The sequence below is a fragment of the Cohnella pontilimi genome, assembly GCF_005049045.1.
Classification (GTDB): Bacteria; Bacillota; Bacilli; order Paenibacillales; family Paenibacillaceae; genus Cohnella; species Cohnella pontilimi.
The window spans coordinates 393,438-413,176 of record NZ_SUPK01000002.1; the positions used below are offsets into that span (position 1 = coordinate 393,438).

The following is a 19,739-nucleotide window of genomic DNA, read 5'->3' on the forward strand; positions in this document are numbered from 1 at the left end:
TACCTGCGTCACTCAACCTGATGGCAACCGCTTAACGGCCCGGCCGCGCCGCGGTGCGCACAAAAAATGCCTGCCGCTTGGAAGCGGCAGGCAAGATCGATTACCGGCGATACGGCCGGCGGGAACGTGGAGGGCCGAGGATTTCGGCCCAAATCACCGCGCGTGTCAGGTCGTCTCGGCGAAGCGCGCCTTCGGCCGATTCTTGAGGCGCCTCGGCAGGCGAAGGACTGGGCGGCACGGCTGCAATACTCGGCGCAGCCGGAATTGTTACCGACACGACCGGAGCCGCCTCCGGCACCGCATCGGCCCAGCTTGGCCGCACCGCAGCCGGCTCCGCCGCAGGATGTCGGCGTTCGACCGGACGCGGACGCTCGTGTTCCGCCTGCTGTCTGCCCGCCGGCCATCCCGGCTGACGGGGCCTCTGCGGGAGCCCGGGACCACCGCCGCTGCCGAAATCCGGCATCCGGTTCGAAGGCCGATTCTCCAGCGGAGATTTACGGAAAAACATCGTGTAAATCAAACCTATTACAATCACGACGATGAAAAAGTGATCCATCAAAAAGGATATTAACTGTTCCAAGCTTCCGCCTCCTTTCCGGGGACATGGGCGGCATTATTTCTTGTCGTCGGATTCTCCGCGCGATGCGTCTCCTTGACGGCCGATGGAGCCTCTCATATGCGTATCCGCTTCAAGATTTTTCAAGTTCATATAATCCATCACGCCGAGCTTGCCGCCCTTCAAAGCTTCCGCCATCGCGAGCGGAACCTCCGATTCGGCCTCCACTACTTTGGCTCTCATCTCGACCACGCGCGCCTTCATTTCCTGCTCCTGGGCAACCGCCATAGCGCGGCGTTCCTCCGCCTTGGCCTGGGCGATGCGCTTATCCGCTTCCGCTTGCTCAGTTTGCAGATGCGCTCCGATGTTTTTGCCAACGTCTACGTCGGCAATATCGATCGACAAAATCTCAAACGCCGTGCCCGCATCCAAACCTTTGTTGAGTACGGTTCTCGAAATCAAATCCGGATTTTCAAGGACGTCCTTATGAGAGTTGGCCGCGCCGTTCGTACTGACGATCCCTTCCCCTACACGGGCAATAATGGTCTCTTCTCCCGCACCGCCGACCAGCCGGTCGATGTTCGCGCGAACCGTCACCCTGGCTTTGACCTTCACTTCAATGCCGTCCTTGGCGACGGCCGAAACGACCGGCGTTTCAATCACTTTGGGATTAACGCTCATTTGCACCGCCTGCAGCACGTCCCGTCCGGCCAAATCGATCGCCGCCGCGCGTTCGAACACGAGCGGGATATTGGCGCGCTGCGCCGCAATCAAGGCGTTGACGACGCGGTCTACGTTACCGCCGGCTAAAAAGTGGCTTTCCAGTTGATTGATGTTCAGTCCCAATCCGGCTTTCGTCGCTTTGATCATCGGATTCACGATCCGGCTCGGCACGACCCGGCGAAGCCTCATGGCCACCAAGGTGATGATCCCGATGCGCACGCCGGAAGCGAGCGCCGAAATCCACAGCATGAACGGGAAAAAGCTGAAAAAAACGGACAATGCGACGACCGCCAAAGCGATAATGACCAATAGCTGAATGGTTGGATCCATATAGAAACCCTCCGATTTTAAATTTATTTCCCTGCTTCCACAATTCGTTACGATGAAGCGACTTCCTTCACCAAAATTCTCGTTCCATCCACCGCGATGACGCGAACCGTACGCCCGCGTTCGATAAATTCGCCGGACGTCACGACGTCGACCCGCTCTCCTCCGATATCCGCAACACCTGCCGGCCGAAGCGGCGAGAGCGCCGCACCTTCCCGGCCGACCCAGTCCTCGCGCGACGCATGAGGCACGAAGCCTTGCTCCGTCGTCAATTGCTCCCGGAGGATGAACCGGTTCCATATTCCGCGCTTGCGGAAAATGTAGACGACCCCCATTGTGATCACCAAGGCGACCAACGCGGCCAGTCCGAGAGACCGGGCGGCATGACCGGTATCGTATGCCGCCGACGAGATTCCGTAGATCACCCCGATGATGCCGAGAATGCCGAGAATGCCGAAGCTGGGGATGAACATTTCGAGAATCAGGAACAGAATGCCGATCCCGAAGATGATCATCGATTCCATGCCCGCAAAGCCCGCCACCGACTGCCCGAAGAAATACAGTCCAAAGGCCGCGAGTCCGAGAATGCCGGCGGCTCCGAAGCCGGGCACCAGCATTTCGATGGCAATGCCCGCAATGCCGATGATGAGCAGCAGCGTGGACCAGCCTGGAGAGGTGAGCCACTGAGACAAGCGTTCGGCGAAACTCGGATTCAACTTAACCACCGTGCGGTCGGACAGCTCTTTCCAAGCGATGACTTCATCGACCGACTTCGCCATACGATCCGAGTAACCGACCTTCAGCGCATCTTCGGCGGAGAGGGACAAAATTTGCCCTTTTTCTTTCGTACGGCCGAGTTCCTTCATTTGCACGACACGCGATGGATCCACCATGGCGACCGCAATGTCCGGATTCCGTCCGTTCAACTGAGCGGCGGCTTCCATTTCCGACGACCAATGGCCGACGAGCTTCGGATTGTCCACCGCCTCGCCGGTCTGATCCACGATCATCGCGGCGCCGATCGTCGTACCCGGAGCCATCGCGATCGCCCCGGCATTCAGCGACAAGTACGCCCCTGCGGATGCGGCCTTGCCGCTGACGAACGCCACCGTCGGCACCTTGGTGTTTCGGATCCGGACGGCGATTTCCTCGGCCGTATCCAGACGACCGCCGGGTGTATCGACGTCCAGCACCACCAATGATGCTTTTGCGTCCTCCGCCTCCGTCAGCGCCCGATCCAAGAACGAAGCGAGGCCGCTTTGAACCGTCTGTTTCACCGGTACGACGTATACCGGACCCGGCGCCGCTTCGGCGGCGGCCGCCTGCCCCGCTCCCAAGAGAAGCGTCGCCAGGAATAACCCTAAACTTGCCATTTTTCGAAAATTAATATTGCCCGCCAGCAATCGGATTCCTCCTCCTTCAATCGACCGGCCGGGATGTACCCGCTTACGATCCAACGATTGCTTGCTTGAACATGATGTATTACGGAGGGTCGTTCCGGAAGTTTCAATATGGGGGTTATATACGGTATGTATGCAAAAAGCACTCCCGTTCAAGGGAGTGCCTGCATTCTCGAGGGATTCATGACAATAACTGTTGGACGATTTGATTGACGAGCTTTCCGTCGGCGCGTCCCTTCACCTTCGGCATCAACGCGCCCATCAATTTTCCCATGTCGGCTTTGGAAGAAGCACCGGTTTCTTGCATGGTCTGCTTGACAATAACTTTGACTTCTTCTTCGGTCAGCTGCTCGGGAAGATACTGGCTGATGATGTCAATCTCCGCAGAGACGTTGGCCACAAGGTCGTCACGACCCGCTCTTTGAAAATCCTGAAGGGAATCCCTGCGCTGTTTGAGCTCCCGGCTGACGACTTGAATCAATTCGCTGTCGTCCAGCGGGCGTCGCAGTTCGATCTCTTGGTTTTTGATCGCGGCACGAACCAACCGAATCGTAGAGAGCTTAAACTTCTCTCCACCCTTCATCGCTTGCTTCATGTCTTCGTTCAAACGGTCCGCGAGGTTCATCGGAGCCAATCCTCCTAGTACTTACGTTTGCGGGCGGCTTCGGATTTCTTTTTGCGCTTAACGCTCGGTTTCTCGTAATGTTTGCGCTTCTTAACTTCAGCGAGAACGCCGTCTTTCGCGATGGAACGCTTAAAGCGGCGGAGTGCAGCGTCGATTGTTTCATTTTTGCGTACTTTCGTTTCGGACACCTGTTTTCCCTCCCTCCGCAACAGACCACAACACACGGTTATCAAACCAATTATATGTGATGTAGAAAGGGGGTGTCAACTTGAGGAAGGGCCTTGTTCGGACGTATTTTTCGGATTCAGATGAGCCAATTTTTCCCCGCCGAGCACATGAAGATGCAAATGGAAAACGATTTGGCCGGAATCGGGTCCGATATTCGTGATGACGCGGTACCCGCTGGACGCCACGCCGGCTTCCCGGGCGACCTTCTGCGCGGCCAGCATCGCATGTCCCAAAAGCTCCGCATCTTCGGAGGACGCGTCGTCCAACGAGGCGATATGTTTTTTCGGAATCACCAGCAAATGTACCGGAGCCTGAGGCTGGATATCGTGAAAAGCCACCACCCGCTCGTCCTCATATACTTTACGGGACGGAATCGTTCCATCCGCAATTTTGCAAAAAATGCAGTCCATAGCCGCGCTCCCCTTTTCGAACCGGATTGAAGTTACTTCCATCATACAGTATCCCGCAACGGCTCGTCCAATGGCGAAACGGATGCCGGGGGACGGCTCCTCCGCCGCCCCCCGCTCCGGCGTTCACCAAAAATACGGCAGCAGCAGCAAAGTTTGCAGAGCCGCCAGCGGGATGAGCAGTGCCGCGAATCTGCGGGGATAGGGATAGAAGCCTCCGTAGTAGCCCCACGGACCGAAATAGTCAGTGTAGGGCACCGGAAAATAGGCCCGGGAGGCAGGCTGAACCGCTCCGGGTACCGCCAAACGAAGCCAGTGATCGTCCACAAATTCCACGATGCCGTCATAAGAACTTCCGTCCGCCAAATGCACCGCCACATAACGGTACATGTGCTCCTTACACAGCTTTTTCTTCTCTTTGATATCCATCCCGGTTCCTCCTTGGGCTCTTTTGCGATCAGCATATTCCGATTTGGGCAAAAGGCTACGCGGCCGGAAAAATAGTCAGAGGCACAAAGTAGACCGACGGTCTATCTTCCTCTGGCAATCGCTTGTTGCGTGGCGTATAATGGCACACGGAGGAGTGTGGACTCTTTGAAGATTCCCGGTTTTCGGGCGGCGACCCGCGAAAAGAAGCAGCACGTGGCGGAGACGGCACTCCGGCTGTTTGCCCAGCGGGGTTACGATCAAGTCTCGGTCGGCGATATCATCGAAGCCACAGGCACATCGAAAGGAACGTTTTATCACTATTTTCGGAGCAAGGAAGAGCTGCTCTGCGAGCTTCCGAGACGCCAATGCGAGATTGTCCGCCACTGGTCGGAACGAAGATTTCCTGAAGGCGTTTCCGCGGAAGGGCGGGTCAACAGCCTGCTGCTGGAATTGTCACGTACAGTGAAAGATGTCCCCCTTCTGGTGCGCAGCCTCTATTCGCTCAGCCGGGAAGAGCCGCTTCTCGGCAAAGTGCAGAACGAGCTGGCCGAGGCTTTGACGGAATGTTTATCCCGTTGGCTCCTCGACGGCCGCAAAGCGAAGTACTTATATGATGTTTTTACCGGAACGTTGTGGACATGGGCGACCGGAGCCTCATCCGACCTGGAGTCGGCCGTACGTGCGAATCTTATGTGGGCTTGGCGCGGATTGGCGGATCACGGATCGGACATCTCTCTGGACTTCGGCGCCGTTCTGAAGGAGGAACCGAGCATGGAAGTCGCCGTCATCGGCGGCGGTTTGGCGGGTTTGACCGCGGCCGCGTATTTGAGCCGTTCCCCGGGCATCCGGGGCGTGGTGTTCGAGCGGAGTCCGCAATGGGGCGGACGCGCGTTTACTTACGAGAAAGCCGGATTTACGCTCAATTACGGAGCGCATGCGATTTATGGCATTGACCGGCATACGATCGGCAAGCTCGAGAAGGAGCTGGAGCTCGACTTTTCCAGCCGGCAAGTGGACAAACGCAAGGTTATGTATGAAAAAGGGGATCAAATCACGCCTGCCCCGCTGGACTTTATTAATCTTCTCAAAACCGATATCATTTCCGCCGGACAAAAGGTCCGTTTCGTCGCCGAAATTACCGCGATGATGGCGAACATTCACCAGCTGCGCCGCTTCCCTACGCTCGGCGATTATTTGGCGCAATCGGGCGAAGGAGAAGATTTGAAAGAGTTGTGGGAGCACCTCGTATGCTCGAACTTCTTCATTTCGCCTGAGGACGCCCGCCGCGTGCCGGGGCACGTCATTGCAGACTATTATCACAATCTCTTTTTGTCCCAGAAGCCGGTCAATTATATTTTGGGAAGCTGGGCCGTCATCACGGAGCAGCTGAAAAACAAAATCGGCCAATCCGGCCGCTGGGAGCTGGCGGCACAGGAAGGCGCCGACTCGATCCGCTACGAAGGCGGAAAGTACTGGATCACCACCAAAAACCGCGAAGCCGCGTTCGACCGGGTCGTATTCGCCATGCCGGTGCAGCAGGTGGTTAAGCTGCTGAAAGGAACGCCTTGGGAGCCGTTCATGGTGCCGTTCGAAGCCAATACGGCGACGGAAGTGCTGGTCTATGACGTCGGTTTGAGCCATGTCGTGAGCCGCCCATTCTCCTATATCAGCGACATGAACAACAAAATGTTCATCTCCGACGTCTCGGCGACGGACGACACGCTCGTGCCGCAAGGCGGGCAGCTTCTGCAGGGCATCGCGTATTTGTCCGACGAGTCGTTCGAGGGCGAATCGGACCGTAAAGCGTACCTCGACGAGCGCCAAGCTCAAATGGAGGCGCTGTTCGACCGGCATTATCCAGGCTGGCGCGACGCCGTGGCGGTCAAACGGATGAGCAAAAAGGCGATGGTGCAAAGCGTCAAGCACGTGGCCGGCAACCGCCTGCTGCCGAACCGTTTGGAAAGCGTGCCTTTCTTCTTCTGTGGAGACGGCTGCTCGGGCAAAGGCGAGCTGGCGGAGCGCGCGTTCTCGAGCGCACGGGAAGCGGCCGCGCTGCTGCTGCAGGAGTTGGCCGTTCCGGTCGAGGCGGGTTGATCGGTAGAACGCAAAATCCCGGCATCTTGGATGCCGGGATTTTTGTTGTGCTTAGGGCATTGGATTTTTTCCCTGTGTTTCCTCATTTCAGCTTCGCGGCCATGTCCTGCAAAGCTTTGGCGGCATCATTGACCGCGGCCACCCACTCGCCGCCGGCTTGCATTTGGCGGAAGCCGGCATCGCCGGTCGGAGGACGAAACTTGTGAAGGGCCTCCGCCATGTCGGCCGCCCCGGCGTGTACGGTGGCAAGCACGCGCTGTTCCTCAGCGGTGATCGCGCCGTCGTGTTCGCCGATTTCGTTCAATTTTTCGCTCAGTTTGGACATCGCGACCGAAATCGGCTTAAACGCTTCTTCGTTCGACTGCCCGGAAGTCCGGCGTGCGGCTTCCGTCAGAATGGCAACGGTTGGAACCGAAGGGTAGTCCGCCTCACCCATCAACCGCTTACCGCGCAGCCTTTGCGCCTCTGTCGCGTCCGCGCGCAGCAGTGCGGCGCCTTCCGACAGCCGTTCGGCAAACGCATTCGCGAGAATGTATTGTTCCGCCAGCCGTTTCCCCTTTTCGGTCGTTTGCTGCTGCTGTGCAACGAGCAATTTGCTGTAGACCATGACGATCAATGTGGTCAGCACCACGAGAATTAACAACAGCACGGGAACCGTATATGATCGTTTCTTTTCCAATGTGAGACCTCCCGAGATCGCAACCGCTACATCGTTTCATAGGTAATACGGCTTCCCCGCCCGCCGGGTTCCGCCGGCGTGACGTGAAGACGCCGCGGCAGACGGGCCTGCAGCTCCGGCACGTGGCTGATGATGCCGACGGCCAGCCGGCTGTGCTGCAATTTCTCAAGCGAGGTGATGACCGTCTCCAGCAGCTCCGGATCCAGCGTCCCGAATCCTTCGTCGAGAAAAAAGAATTGCAGCGGATATTTGCCCCGCAATTGGATTTGTGCCGACAGCGCCAAAGCAAGCGCCAGCGAGGTCAGGAACGTCTCTCCTCCCGAGAGCGTCGAAACCGGGCGGCGCAGGCCGCCGTTCGCGTCATCGCGGATGACGAAACCTCCGCTTGCATCGACCTCCAGCGCATACCGGCGCCTTGTGAGAAAGCCGAGCCGCTCGGACGCGGCTACGCACACTTGCTCCAATTGCTCCTCCGCTATATATTCGACAAAAGCGTTGCCCCGGAATACCGACTGTAGCTGCGCAATGCGAGACGCTTCGGCCGACAGAGCCGCGCGCTTGCGCTCGAGCTCCTCCCACCGCCCGCGGCGGGCGGACAAATCGTCCACATCGCGCTCCGCTTTGGCGGTCAGCGCCAACGCCTCTTCCGACTCCCGCCGAATTGAATCCAGAACGGATAAGCTTTGCTCCCAAGCATCCGGCGTGACGGGCTCTCCGGTCATTCGCTCCCGGAGCAGCTCGCGCTGGGCAGTCAACTGAGACTCCATCCGGCGGTACGCCTCGATTTCTTGCTTGAGCGCCGGCACGTTCGGGAGCTCCGGAAGAAGAGACCGGACTTGTTCCGCCGACTCAAACAAAGCAGTGTTCAAGCCGTCCGCGAGCCGTTTGAACGTCCGTTCCATCGCGGCGGCCGCCGCCTGATCTCTTTCCGCGGCGGTGTCCAGCTGACGCAACGATTCCTGGCGGTGCCGCTCGGCGTTTTCCGCGGCCGCTTTGGCCTCTGCACATGCGGTCCGCAATTGCTCCAGCTCTTGCTTGGAAGCGGCCAGCAAGGCGGACGCGGAGCCTCCGCCCGTTCTTTCCGAGAGCCGGCCGGCCGCGTTCGCAAGCAGAGCGTCCGCGCTCTCTTTGCGCGCCTTCGTCTCGGCGAGGCGAAGAGAGAGCTCATGCCCTTCGCGTTCCGCTTCCCGGAATTTCAGCTCTTGCTGTTCCAGAAACCCGACGCTTTTGTCCAGCCGTTCCCGAATATCGCGTACTTCCCGATCGGCAGCCGCCGCTTCTTCCGCTTTGGCGTGGATCTGTTCCGGCGCCAAATCCGGAAATTCCGATGTCCAAGCCTTCGCGAACGAGTCGGCCTGTTCGGCCGCTTTAAGGCGGCGGTTTTCCGCCTGCCTAGAAGTCTCCGTACACGATAAAACGGCGTCTTTCGCTTGCGCCCATTCTCTTAAGCGATCCGAGAACGCGCTCTCCCAGCGATCGTGTCGCTGCGACAGTTCCGACAAGGACGCCAGCCAATCGCTGCAGCGGCCGCTCCATTCCTGCAGATCCTGCGCCGCTTCCGCCGGCGGTACGGACGGGGCCGCTTGTTGCAGCGCCTCAACATCCGTCGTAATGTCGAAGTCTGAATCTTTGAGCTTGTCCGTCAGGCGATTCCGGTACCAGACGCTGCGTTCCATCCACGACTTGAACTCTTGCTGGAGCAGGGCGATCCGTTGACCGGCATCGGCGACCGCTTTCGTCTCATTCGACACAGCTTGTTCGCCGTCCACCGGCACGGCACGCATGCCCGGATGGGGATGGGAGGTCGAGCCGCATACCGGACATGGCTGACCATCGGTCAAGCTGTCCGCGAGTAAATGAGCGAGCTGTTCCCGTTCCCGCCCGCGTTCCCATTCGCGCAGCCGTTCGGCGGCCGAAGCCGACTCCGCCGAGTACGCCGCGGCTTCTTCCCGAAGTTTCTCCAACTCGGCGGACACCCCGTTCCACCACGCTTGCAGCATGAGGCCTTCGCGGTAATAATCGGCGGCTCCCGCCTCGGTTTGCCGGCAGCGGGCTTCCGCCATCTCCACTCGATCGGATGTCTCCCGCGCTTCCTTCGCAGCATCGGTTACCTGCGCAGTCAAGGACGCCCATTGCTGCCTTTTGGCGGCGGCCGTCTGCAGGCGGACGCTAAGTTCCGCCGCGGGAAGAAGTGCGGCCAACTGTTCCTTCAGTGCCGCCTGCCTCGATTTGCCGCGCTCCAGCAAATCTTGCTGTTCGGTTACCGCCGCGGCGATTCGGACGCTTTCTTGCTCCAATCGGGCGAGCTGTTCCGCCAAACCGGCTTGCTGGCGCGCCAGCTCTTCCGTTTCGAGCTCGAGCTGCAACGCCTGTTCCAGCCTCTCCAGCCTTACGAGCAGCTCAGGCTCCCGCCGCGCCGCTTCCTCGCCCAGCCGCTGAGATTCGTCCGCTGTGCGCCGGGCTTCCGCAGTATGTACGGACAATCGCTGCTCCGCTTCGCGTTTGGCTGCGTTGGCGGACGCCGCCGCATCGCGGGCTTCGTCTGCGTCTCGAAGCACAGCCTCGAGCCCGGCCGCTCGGTTCAGCCTATCGAGCCGCCTTTCTCGTTCCACCATCTCTTCTGCTCGCCGGGTTAAAACGGACAGTTCGTTCTCAATCCGTTGAAGCTCTTCTTGCCGCTCCTTGCGGCGTCCTAACTCAGCGTGGGAAGTTTCCGCTTCGGTTAAGCGAACACGCAGCCCTGCAGCTGCTTCCCGCAGCTCGGCCAGACGCGCGGCCGCCGCTTGAAGGGCTTCCGGCGATGCGTCGCCTAATCCTTGCTGCTCCGCTTCCGTTTCCTTCAGCTCAAGCTTCACTTTGTCGCTTCGTGCACTGAGGCGTGCGGCCAGCATATCCCCGTATCGTTCGAGCCGGAACAGCCGCTGCAGCATTTGCCGGCGCTCTTTGCCGGCTAATGATAAAAACTCGGCGAACTTGCCCTGAGGGAGCACAACCGCGCGGGTAAAATCCGGCATCTCGAGCCCGATGAGCCGGGCCACCTCCGCGTCCACTTCGTTCTGCTTATCGGCGAGGACGACATCGCCTTCCGGCCGTACGTGAACGAGCCGGCAGATCGCGCCGTGAACCGAAGTCTCGCCTGCCCGCTTGTATTGACGTTCCACCCGGTAACGTTCCGTTTCCCCCGCGCCGGACAGCTCGAAGGTGAACGACACGGACAGTTTATTTTCCGCGCCGTTCATAATGCCCTGGGTACCTTTGGCAGCCCTCTCCACCTTGCCGTACAGCGCCAGCGTCATCGCGTCCAAGATCGACGACTTCCCGCTGCCGGTAGGGCCGAAGATGCCGAATACGCCGCCTTGGCAAAGCAAATCAAAATCCACGGTCTGCGCTTCGCGATAGCTTTGGAGGCCCGCGATATCCAACCGGATCGGCTTCATGCGGTCGCTCCCCCTTTCGCGGCGCCCGCATCCCCAGGCGTTTCGCCTTCTTCTTCTCCATCTCCCAAAAGTTCGAGAAAGAGAGACACCAGCGCTTCATCCGCTTCCGCTCCGTTGTTCTGCCGGCTGTAGAAACGTCGGAACAGCTCGTCCGGGGGCACCGCGCCGCGGCGGCGATCCTCCCGGTCTTCGGCTTGCTCGCTTTTGCCGGCATAAACCGGGCGTATTTGCACAAGACCTTCGCGTGCCAGACGCAAAGCGGCGATCTGCTCCATCGTCAACGCTTCCGTCAGCGAAAGCTCCAGCTCGATCCATGCGGAGGAATCCCGCCCTTCGTCCAACCAGCCGTGCACCTCCGCCAAGCCGCCCGTTGCCCGCCACCGGACGAGCGGCTTGCCGCATGTGAGATACAATTCCTTCGGCACGACCGGCGCACCCGGAGCCGCGTCGAAAACGACAACCGACTTCGCTTGTCCCGCCTCCGAAAAACTATAAGCCAGCGGAGAGCCGCTGTACCGGATCGTCTCATCGCCGTCCACCCGCTGCGGACGGTGCAAATGCCCAAGTGCCGTGTATTGCTGGTCGATCCGCAGAGCCGACGGATGTACCGTGTAGGCGCCGCCTACCTGGATGGGGCGCTCGGACTCGCATTCACTTCCGCCGAGCACATAAATATGGCTCATCGCCAGATTCACTGTGTTCGGACGAAAAGCGGCGGACATCGTGCCCAGCAGGCGGCCGACCCGGTCGGAGTAAGCGGAACGGAGCGCTTCTTCATCCAAGGAAGCCTGCAGCAGCTCGTTGAGACGCGCCTCCGACGGGTAAGGAAGCGCCGCGATAACGGCCTGCTCTCCCGTGCGCGGTACGTTCACCAGGACCGCTTCGCCCTGCGGCATGCCGAGCATGGAAACGCCGTGCCGGGCAGCAAGCGGCGTAGCCGCCGCCACCCGGTCCGGATGGTCGTGATTGCCCGCGATGACGGCAACCGCCCGGCGGCCGTTATCGGACAACCGCGCCAGCGCGTCGTAATACAAGCTTTCCGCGGCCGCAGGCGGATTCACCGAATCGTACACATCTCCGGCGATCAGCACGAGATCGACCTGTTCCTCCTTGACGATCTCCGCCAACTGCTCCAAAAAAGCTTCCTGCTCGGACAGCCGGCTTCTGCCTTCCAACGTCCGTCCCAGATGCCAGTCGGCCGTATGTAAAACACGCATCGGCGCGTTTCCTCCTTCATTCCGAATCTACCAAAGCCGGACCGCCTGTCCTCCGTCAAAGAAATAGACATAAGCTTCCGTGACGGGGCGGCCTAAAATGCGGCCTGCGGCTTCTCCGTACTTTTCCACCTGAAAACGGTGCTTTTCCGCGGCTTCCGCCGCGCTTCGGCCTTTCAGCTCGTCCGTTTTGTAATCGACCAGTACAAGCCCGTCCGATTCCGCGAACAGACAGTCGATCACCCCTTGGATGATCACCGTCTCATCCGACCCGCCGGCCATTGCCGCGGCATAAATCACGTCGGAGGGAATGCCGTAGGTGAAAGGCACTTCTCTCCATACCCGGTCGGCCCGGCACATTCGACCGAACAGCGCATTGCGGCAAAAGGCCTCGAGATCGGCCGGTTGAACGGCCGCCCTCTGATCCGGCGTCAGCAGCAGTCGCTCGACCATCCGGTCCAGGAGCGCCGCAATCTCCTCCGTGCCGACATCGGCTTGGAGAGGAAGATGCTGCATGACCAGGTGAAAGGCTGTGCCTCTTTCCGCGGGGGTCAATTTCTTCTCCGTCATAAATTGCGGCCGCCTCAAGCGGAAGCTGAGCTCGGACCGAACACGCGGCACCTCGGACGCGGCAGCGGCCTCAGCCGCAGCTTCGGCAGATGTGTTCCCGGCGTCCGCCGGCTCCTCGCTCCAGCCTTCGGCATCGGATCGGTCCGCTGCGTCCGTCACCGGCTCCATTGAAGCCGCAAACAGCGAGTCCGCCGCCGCTTCTTCCTCGGACAGCCTTCTTTTCCACGCCGTAATCGACGTTTTGGCCGCCGACTTCGAGGCCCCTTCATAAGGATACGTCCACGACAAGACCGCCCGGATGCGCTGCTCTTCTTCGTTGTCCGGCACAACCGCCTGTTCTCCCGAAATGACCGCGTTCCACTGCCGGTCCCAAGCGGGATCCGCACTCGGCTCGTCGGCCGTCATCCGCGTATAAGCGGACGCTGGAACAACGCGGCAGGACCACTCGGCGCCGGCCAATACAGCGGCGGGTCCGAGCCAGTCCAAATATTTGGAAGCCGAAGCCACCGCGTGATCGGGCAGTCCTTCTTCGGCTAAAGAAGCGGTCTCCTGCCATTGCTGCCACTGCTTGGCCGCGTCCTTGCTCGTTCCGACGAGGAACAGCTTCTCCTTCGGACGGGTCAGCGCCACATACAGCACCCGCATTTCTTCCGCGAGCATCTCGGCCGCCATCCGGCGCCGAATCGCGAGTTGAGGCAGCGTCGGGTACGTGACGCGCGTATCCGTCTCGACCATTCGCGGACCAAAGCCAAGCTGCTTATGTTTCAAGAACATGCCGTTCAAATCTCTGCGGTTAAACGTACGCCCCAGTCCCGCCGCGAAAACGACGGGAAACTCGAGGCCTTTGCTTTTGTGAATCGAGACGATGCGTACGACATTTTCTCCTTCGCCCAGCGCGCGTGCCGCTCCCAAATCCGCGCCGGTGTCCCGCATGCGTCCGAGAAAACGAAGAAAACGGAACAGCCCGCGAAAACGCGAGGAGTTCTCGTAAGCACGGGCCCGGTCCACCAATGCGCGAAGGTTGGCCTGCCGCTGCGTACCGCCCGGCATGCCGCCGACAAAATCATAGTAGCCGGTCTCGCGGTAGATCGACCAAAGAAGCTCCCCTAGCGGCTCCCTCCTGGCAAAATCGCGCCAGGCGGACATCTGCTCCGTGAAAGCCTTCGCCGTCCCCCGCAGCTTCCCGGGCAGCGAATCGGTCTTTGCCGCCGCCTTGACCGCATCCCAATAATCTCCCCGGCGGTCGCACAGCCGGATTTGCGCCAGCTCGTCGGCCGAGAGGCCGACGATGGGCGAACGCAGCACGCCCGCAAGCGGGATGTCTTGCCGCGGATTATCGATGACCGAGAGCAGCGACAGCATCACATCCACTTCCGTGGCCGCAAAATACCCCGTCGCCAAATCCGCGTAAGCCGGAATCCCGGCGGCCTTCAATTCGTCCAAATAAGCCGGAGCGAGCGATGTCGCGGCACGGAGCAGGATGACGATGTCCCGGTATTGAACGGGACGGTACAACCCGGATTTGCCGTCATATACCGAAAACGGCGGATGACCGCTGCCGTCCTGCCCCATGAGCCGGCGGATTTCCCCCGCCACACACCGGGCTTCCAGCTGCGCCGTCTCCAGTTCTTCCTCTTCGGAATCTCCTTCAGAGACCGAAGCTTCGCTGTCCTCGGTTCCGGCATCCGGGTGACGCGGCGACCCGCCGGAATCCATGGCGCCGCCTTCTCCTGCGCTGCCTTCCGTGCCTGCACCGGCGGAGCTTTGATCGAGGACGATGAGCTCCACGCCCCGATGGTTCACCGGGTCGGAGACGAACGATGCCGTCCAATCGGGATAACCCTCCCCGTAAATGAGTTCCGCGCGGCGGTCGTAATTCATTTCGCCGACCGGCTCCCGCATGATGAGCCGGAACACATGATTGACCGACTCCAAAATTTCCCGGCGGCTCCGGAAGTTCCGGGCCAAATCGATGCGAAGCCCCTCGGGTGAATCCGAGTCCGCGATTTCCGGCGTCCATATATCGTATCGCTTGTATTTGGCCATGAATAAACCTGGCTCCGCCAAGCGGAACCGGTAAATGCTCTGCTTGACGTCCCCGACCATAAAGACGTTGCCGGGATTGGACCGGGCGATCAGCGTGACGATCGCTTCCTGCACCTCGTTGGTGTCCTGATATTCATCCAAATAGATCTCGGCAAAACGGTTCCGGTAATCCAACGCGGCGGCGGAAGGAACGGGCTGCTCCGGCGTGGAGGACGGGTCTCGTAAAATGCGCAGCGCATAGTGCTCCAAATCGCCGAAGTCCAGCAAATCTTTGGCGCGTTTCGCCGTTTCATAGCGCTGCCCGAATTCGATGGCCAGCCCGGCGAGCGCCTCCATATCCGGGGCCAGCTGACGCATTTCGTCCGCATACCGCTCGGGCGAGCGCACCAGCCATTCTTCCGACAGCTTCCCCACAATTTTTTTGGCGGCGTCGCGGAAGCCCTTTACACGCTCTTGCAAAGCCGGGTCGTAATCGTCTCCCCGGCACGGCTTCAGACGCCCGAACGAACAGCCCGCGAAAGCGGACTGCCAAGTCGTCCATGTATCGCTGTCCAGCGCGGCCAGCAATGCTTCCAGAGCTGCCGCGTCTTCGCTCAGCGTATCGGCGTAGGGCGCCGGCCCGCCGGCTTCCCCACACACCCGAAGACCTGCGCGCAGAAGATGAAGGGCGCCTTGCAGCTGGAGCCGGGCGTCTTGCCGCAAGCTCTGCACCCACAGGGAGCGAATTAACTCTTCCGCATCCCGAACGTCGAATCGCGCCGCCATCTCACGCAGCCAATGCTCCGGCCACGGGTGGCTGCCCGCGAATTCGTGCAGCTCCAGCACGAGACGATGCAGTGGTTCGTCGCTGCGCTCTCCGCCGAAGCGGTCGGCCAATCGCGCCAGCGTGCCGGACTCGCCTTCTTTCTCGTATGTCTCCTCGAACAGCTCGTCCAGCGTATCCATCCGGAGCAATTCCGCCTCGGTCTCGTTGGCGATCCGGAAGCCGGGATCGAGCCCGATCAGCGGCGCATACCGCTCCACCACTTCCATACAAAACGAGTGAAGCGTCGTGACCGACGCCCGGGACAGCAGCGCCAGCTGGCGCTGCAAATGCCGCGAATCCGGCATTTTCTCCAGCGCTTCCTCCAGCGCGTGCCGGATCCGTTCTTTCATTTCGGCTGCCGCCGCTTTCGTGAAGGTGGCCACCAGCAAAGCGTCCACGCTGAGCGGTCGGTCCGGATCCGCAATCCGCGAAATGATCCGCTCGACCAACACCGCCGTCTTCCCCGATCCGGCCGCGGCCGCAACGAGCAAATGGGAGCCTTCCGCCGCGATGGCGGCCCACTGCTCGTCCGTCCAGCGGCTGCTTTCCGGCTTCACGGGCCATAAACCCGGCTCTCGGTTCATAACGGCTCCCTCCTCTCCTCGTTATCGCTGAGCCTCCGCCACAGCTCATCCCGGCTTCCCGCCTTGGCCAAAGCCTGATAATCGTTTCCGTCCAGCTGCGGATCGAACTGGCACACCGGCCGGAACTCGCAGTGCGTGCAAGGGATGCGGCGTTCCATACGATACGGCGCGATCGCCACGTCGCCCTCCACGATTCTTTTGCCGATCTTCTTGATCTGCCCCCGCACGGAAGAACGGAGAACTTGCCACTGATTGCGGTCCGCCACCTGCGACCGGGCGGAAAACGAACCGTCTTTTTTAAATTCCACGGGAATGACCGAAGACTTGGCGCTTACCGGCAGCGATTGGTCCATCAGCTTAACAGCCTCTCCGTCGGCGAGGACCAGTCCCTGCATGCGGAACTGCTTGAGCATCGCGGCTTGCGCCTCTGCCGGGGACAATCCGTTCGCACTCGGAATGAGCGGGTTGCGCACGTGGAAGTACAGCACGCCCGCCGGCTCCGCCGGCCTTCCGAGCCAATGCGGGGCGTGGGTGACCACCACGTCCAAATACGTCAGCATTTGCAAAGTTAAGCCATGGGCCACTTCATCCAGCTTCAGCTTCACCGCACCCGATTTGTAATCCATAATCCGAAGCAAAAGTCCCTCCGGTGTCTCTGCCGCATCTACTCGGTCGATCCGTCCGGCGATATCCATCACCCGCCCGGCTCCGAGATCAAGTGTAAGTGGAGGCAGTATGGCGTCCGGTCCGAACCCGAGCTCAAGCCCGACCGGCTTAAAGCCCGACAAGCGAGCCTGCTCACCCAGCATCGCGGAGGCACGCGCCACAATTTCCCGCAGCTTGCGGGCCATGACGCCGTGCCGGTGCGAGGAGAGCAATATCGACGACTGCACGTTGGGCAGCAATCTCTCCACCGCGGCCGCCGCCTCGGCCTGCCAGCGTGCCGCATCGGCCGCCGCCGGCCCTTCCGTGAACAGCTTCTCCGTCGTTTGGCGAAGGGCCGCATGGAACAGCTGTCCGATGTCCGGCGCGTCGACCCGGTACAGCCGCCGCTCGTGGAGGCGCAGTCCGTGCGAAGCGAAATGCCGGAACGGACAAGCGACGAACCTCTCCATCCGGGATACGCTCGCCAGCAGACGATCGCCGTATAAGAGCCGGCTCGTTTCGGGGGACAGCGGTTTTTCCTCGTTCGTATATTGCAAAGAAGCGAGCAGCCGGTTTAATTTGCCGCTCCACTCCGGCTGCTCGCGAAGCCAATTGTAAACGGACCACCAGCCGGCAGCCGGAAGCTCTCCTTGCCGGAACAGGCGAAGGCGCGTCAGCAAATGCGTGAGCGCACGCCCCGGCGGAACGGCAAAAGCGAGCTGCTCCTTCTCCGAATCGCCGAATTGCGGCTCGCCCGCCTCCAGCCGAACCGGAAGGCCCGGAAAGCGACGGCGCAATCGGCCGATCCACTCCGACGGCAGCATCCCTTGTCCCTCGTCATCCGCCAGCGCCCAGCTGATCCACAGATGCCGTGATGGCGTCGTGAAGGCCAAATAAGCCATGAACCGTTCGTCCAGCAAACGGCGTCTCGCGCCCGGGGCCATCGGCATGCCTTTGTCGGCCAGCTTCTCCCTCTCCGTCTCGGTCAGCAGGCCGTTTTCCGGAATACGCATCGGCAGCACGCCGTCATTTGCCCCAAGCAAATAGACGACTTGCACGCGGTCGGAACGCGTTCGCTCGGGACTGCCGATCAGCACGGCGTCAAGAGACGGCGGCACCGTACCCAGCTTCATCTCTTCCAGACCGGAATCGATCATCCCCGCGAACAAGGCCGACTCGGGCTTCGCATCGCCCATCAGCTCGACAAGCTGGTCGAGCAAATTCATGACGCCGTCCCACAGCGGACGATGCATCGCGGCGCGTCCCGGCTGGCCGGCTTCCCTATCTTCGAGACTGCGGCGCTCCAGCCAATCGGCCGCACCCGTTTGTTCCAAAAACCGGTACAACGACTCGCACATATCGCGAACCGAGCCGGCTTTCTTCAAGCGCTGCTCCAACGCGCGGAGCGGCGTAAGCAAAGCATCCCGGACCTGCAGCAGCCGGGCCATGGCCGATCCGCCTTCCCCGGTGCCGCTGGCCGCCTCGTCCTCCAGATCGCCGCGCGACAACGGCCTCCATACCCGGTCATCATGCCACCGCCAGCCGTCAATGCCTGCCGCCAATGCGTAGTTCTCCAGCCGGTCCACTTCATCGCGGCTGATGCGCCGGTCCGGCGTGCCCAGCAAATCCGTTTTCGCGCAGCGAAACACCGCTTCGGCTTTCCAGCCGCCGGTTACGCATTCCAGCGCCGATCGAACGAACTCCACGAACGGATGATGGGCGACGGGGGTCTTGCCGTCCAAATAAAAAGGAATGCCGTAATCCGAGAAAACGGCCGACAACAAATCGGCATAATCCGGCATCCGGCGCACAAAGACCGCCAAGTCCCGCCAACGGCAGCCTTCCTCGCGGACGCGCCGCAGCATGTCCCTCGCGGCGGCTTCCGCCTCGGCCCGCCGGTTGGAAGCGGCATGCAGCGATATTCCGCTGCCCGGACGATCCGGCTTCAACAGTTCCGCCGGGCCGTCCCACACGTCCCGGCGATCCCAGTTCTTCTCCAGAAAAGCCAGCATCGGATTCGAAGCAAATCGGGGAGCGAGATCCGGCTCCAACACAACAGCAGGCTCGACCGGCACACCGGCGGCTTCCGCCAGCTCGCACAGCTTCGCCGAAGTTTCCGCCGTCTGATGGAACGTGGACAGCTCGTCCGGTCTTTCGCCCGCCGCAAAGGGCCGGTCCGTGCACAGCATCACCGTCACGCGTTTGGAACGGCGCAGCAAGCCTTCCACGACGGCGTATTCGCCCGGCGTAAATCCGTGAAAGCCGTCCAGCCAAATTTCCGCTTCCGCCACCCATTCCGAAGACGCGCAGCCCGAAGCGAGACGGGCCAGCATGTCCTCTCCGTCCATCCATTTTCCGGCCAGCTCTTGTTCCATATCTTCGAAGATCAAGGATAAATCGTGAAGCTTGTCCGGAATCAATGGAGCATCCGCATCGCTGCCGACGGCAGCCGTCCGTTCGGACACTTCCGCCACGCGGGACCCTGTGATCCCGTACCTTTTCCATTCCGTCAACAATTCGTTTACCCGGGAAATGAGTCCCGTCTCCGACGGTCCCCCGCGAAACAGCCGAAGCTGTTCCCGACGCGCTTCCAGCACTTTATGTAAAAGCATCGCTTTGCCGTTATCGTGAATCGGAATGACGGCCAAACCGCCCGTCTCCTGCATGATCCGGAACGCCAGCCGCCGAAAACTGAGCACTTGCGCCCTGAGAAATCCTCCGAGACCCGGAGTGGTGACCATCGCGTATTCCGTTTGAAACGTAGCCTGCTCCGGCACGATCAGCACAAGCGGATGGCCTTGGGGATCCTGCCGAAGCCGATCGCGGATTTCATCCAGTCCGAATCGGGTTTTCCCGCTCCCGGAACGACCCGTCACGAGCCGCAGAGACATGTCCGTGTCCTCCTCCTAACGCCTTTTCCGCTGATAGATTTGTCTCCGTCATTGTACCATAACCGAGGGGAGGCGCACA

The 19,739-nt window shown here is 60.6% G+C and carries 13 protein-coding genes; 1 reads left to right on the top strand and 12 read right to left on the bottom strand.

The genetic code is table 11. From position 1 onward, the window contains the following. Positions 1-100: 100 nt before the first annotated feature. The 7 genes from E5161_RS05955 to E5161_RS05985 all read right to left on the bottom strand — a co-directional run bounded on the left by E5161_RS05955 (position 101) and on the right by E5161_RS05985 (position 4,695). Positions 101-580, bottom strand: a complete 480-nt coding sequence (locus E5161_RS05955) for a single stranded DNA-binding domain-containing protein (protein ID WP_136776791.1) — start codon at positions 578-580, stop codon at positions 101-103. A gap of 33 nt (positions 581-613) precedes the next feature. Beyond that, the gene (gene floA / locus E5161_RS05960; RefSeq protein WP_136776792.1) at positions 614-1,609 is read right to left on the bottom strand and encodes a flotillin-like protein FloA; all 996 of its coding nucleotides are present in this window, start codon (positions 1,607-1,609) and stop codon (positions 614-616) included. A 47-nt stretch (positions 1,610-1,656) separates the two neighbouring features. Continuing rightward, entirely contained in the window at positions 1,657-3,009 is a 1,353-nt protein-coding gene (locus E5161_RS05965; protein WP_246042113.1) for an NfeD family protein, read from the bottom strand. Between the two features lie 178 nt (positions 3,010-3,187). Beyond that, entirely contained in the window at positions 3,188-3,631 is a 444-nt protein-coding gene (locus tag E5161_RS05970) for a GatB/YqeY domain-containing protein (RefSeq protein WP_136776793.1), read from the bottom strand. Between the two features lie 14 nt (positions 3,632-3,645). Continuing rightward, complete coding sequence (gene rpsU / locus E5161_RS05975) at positions 3,646-3,819, bottom strand: 30S ribosomal protein S21 (RefSeq protein ID WP_062492346.1); 174 nt, start codon at positions 3,817-3,819, stop codon at positions 3,646-3,648. A 75-nt stretch (positions 3,820-3,894) separates the two neighbouring features. After that, complete coding sequence (locus E5161_RS05980) at positions 3,895-4,269, bottom strand: histidine triad nucleotide-binding protein (RefSeq protein ID WP_136776794.1); 375 nt, start codon at positions 4,267-4,269, stop codon at positions 3,895-3,897. 123 nt (positions 4,270-4,392) lie between these two features. Continuing rightward, positions 4,393-4,695 carry a hypothetical protein gene (locus E5161_RS05985; protein WP_136776795.1) on the bottom strand — a complete coding sequence of 101 codons (303 nt, stop codon included), beginning with the start codon at positions 4,693-4,695 and terminating at the stop codon, positions 4,393-4,395. A 165-nt stretch (positions 4,696-4,860) separates the two neighbouring features. Between E5161_RS05985 and E5161_RS05990 the strand changes: the two genes are divergently transcribed. After that, positions 4,861-6,789 (top strand): FAD-dependent oxidoreductase, encoded by a 1,929-nt coding sequence (locus tag E5161_RS05990; protein ID WP_246042114.1) that lies wholly within the window; start codon positions 4,861-4,863, stop codon positions 6,787-6,789. 82 nt (positions 6,790-6,871) lie between these two features. Here the strand turns inward: E5161_RS05990 and E5161_RS05995 are convergent, their stop codons facing one another. The 5 genes from E5161_RS05995 to addB are packed head-to-tail and all read right to left on the bottom strand — an operon-like array spanning position 6,872 to position 19,660. Beyond that, positions 6,872-7,468, bottom strand: coding sequence for a hypothetical protein (locus E5161_RS05995; protein WP_136776796.1), 597 nt, complete (start codon positions 7,466-7,468; stop codon positions 6,872-6,874). A 26-nt stretch (positions 7,469-7,494) separates the two neighbouring features. Further along, positions 7,495-10,905, bottom strand: a complete 3,411-nt coding sequence (locus E5161_RS06000) for an AAA family ATPase (RefSeq protein ID WP_136776797.1) — start codon at positions 10,903-10,905, stop codon at positions 7,495-7,497. Further along, on the bottom strand, positions 10,902-12,122 hold the full coding sequence (locus E5161_RS06005; protein ID WP_136776798.1) for an exonuclease SbcCD subunit D: 1,221 nt from the start codon (positions 12,120-12,122) through the stop codon (positions 10,902-10,904). The genes E5161_RS06000 and E5161_RS06005 overlap by 4 nt, the downstream gene beginning before the upstream one ends. 27 nt (positions 12,123-12,149) lie before the next feature. Continuing rightward, positions 12,150-16,124 carry a UvrD-helicase domain-containing protein gene (locus tag E5161_RS06010; RefSeq protein ID WP_136776799.1) on the bottom strand — a complete coding sequence of 1,325 codons (3,975 nt, stop codon included), beginning with the start codon at positions 16,122-16,124 and terminating at the stop codon, positions 12,150-12,152. Beyond that, positions 16,121-19,660, bottom strand: a complete 3,540-nt coding sequence (gene addB, locus E5161_RS06015) for a helicase-exonuclease AddAB subunit AddB (protein ID WP_136776800.1) — start codon at positions 19,658-19,660, stop codon at positions 16,121-16,123. The genes E5161_RS06010 and addB overlap by 4 nt, the downstream gene beginning before the upstream one ends. Positions 19,661-19,739 lie beyond the last annotated feature (79 nt).

Coding starts and splice junctions, on each gene's coding strand:
- floA (WP_136776792.1), bottom strand. CDS start 1,609: ATGGATCCAACCATTCAGCTATTGGTCATTATCGCTTTGGCGGTCGTC.
- E5161_RS05970 (WP_136776793.1), bottom strand. CDS start 3,631: ATGAACCTCGCGGACCGTTTGAACGAAGACATGAAGCAAGCGATGAAG.
- E5161_RS05980 (WP_136776794.1), bottom strand. CDS start 4,269: ATGGACTGCATTTTTTGCAAAATTGCGGATGGAACGATTCCGTCCCGT.
- E5161_RS05985 (WP_136776795.1), bottom strand. CDS start 4,695: ATGGATATCAAAGAGAAGAAAAAGCTGTGTAAGGAGCACATGTACCGT.
- E5161_RS06000 (WP_136776797.1), bottom strand. CDS start 10,905: ATGAAGCCGATCCGGTTGGATATCGCGGGCCTCCAAAGCTATCGCGAA.
- E5161_RS06005 (WP_136776798.1), bottom strand. CDS start 12,122: ATGCGTGTTTTACATACGGCCGACTGGCATCTGGGACGGACGTTGGAA.
- E5161_RS06010 (WP_136776799.1), bottom strand. CDS start 16,124: ATGAACCGAGAGCCGGGTTTATGGCCCGTGAAGCCGGAAAGCAGCCGC.
- addB (WP_136776800.1), bottom strand. CDS start 19,660: ATGTCTCTGCGGCTCGTGACGGGTCGTTCCGGGAGCGGGAAAACCCGA.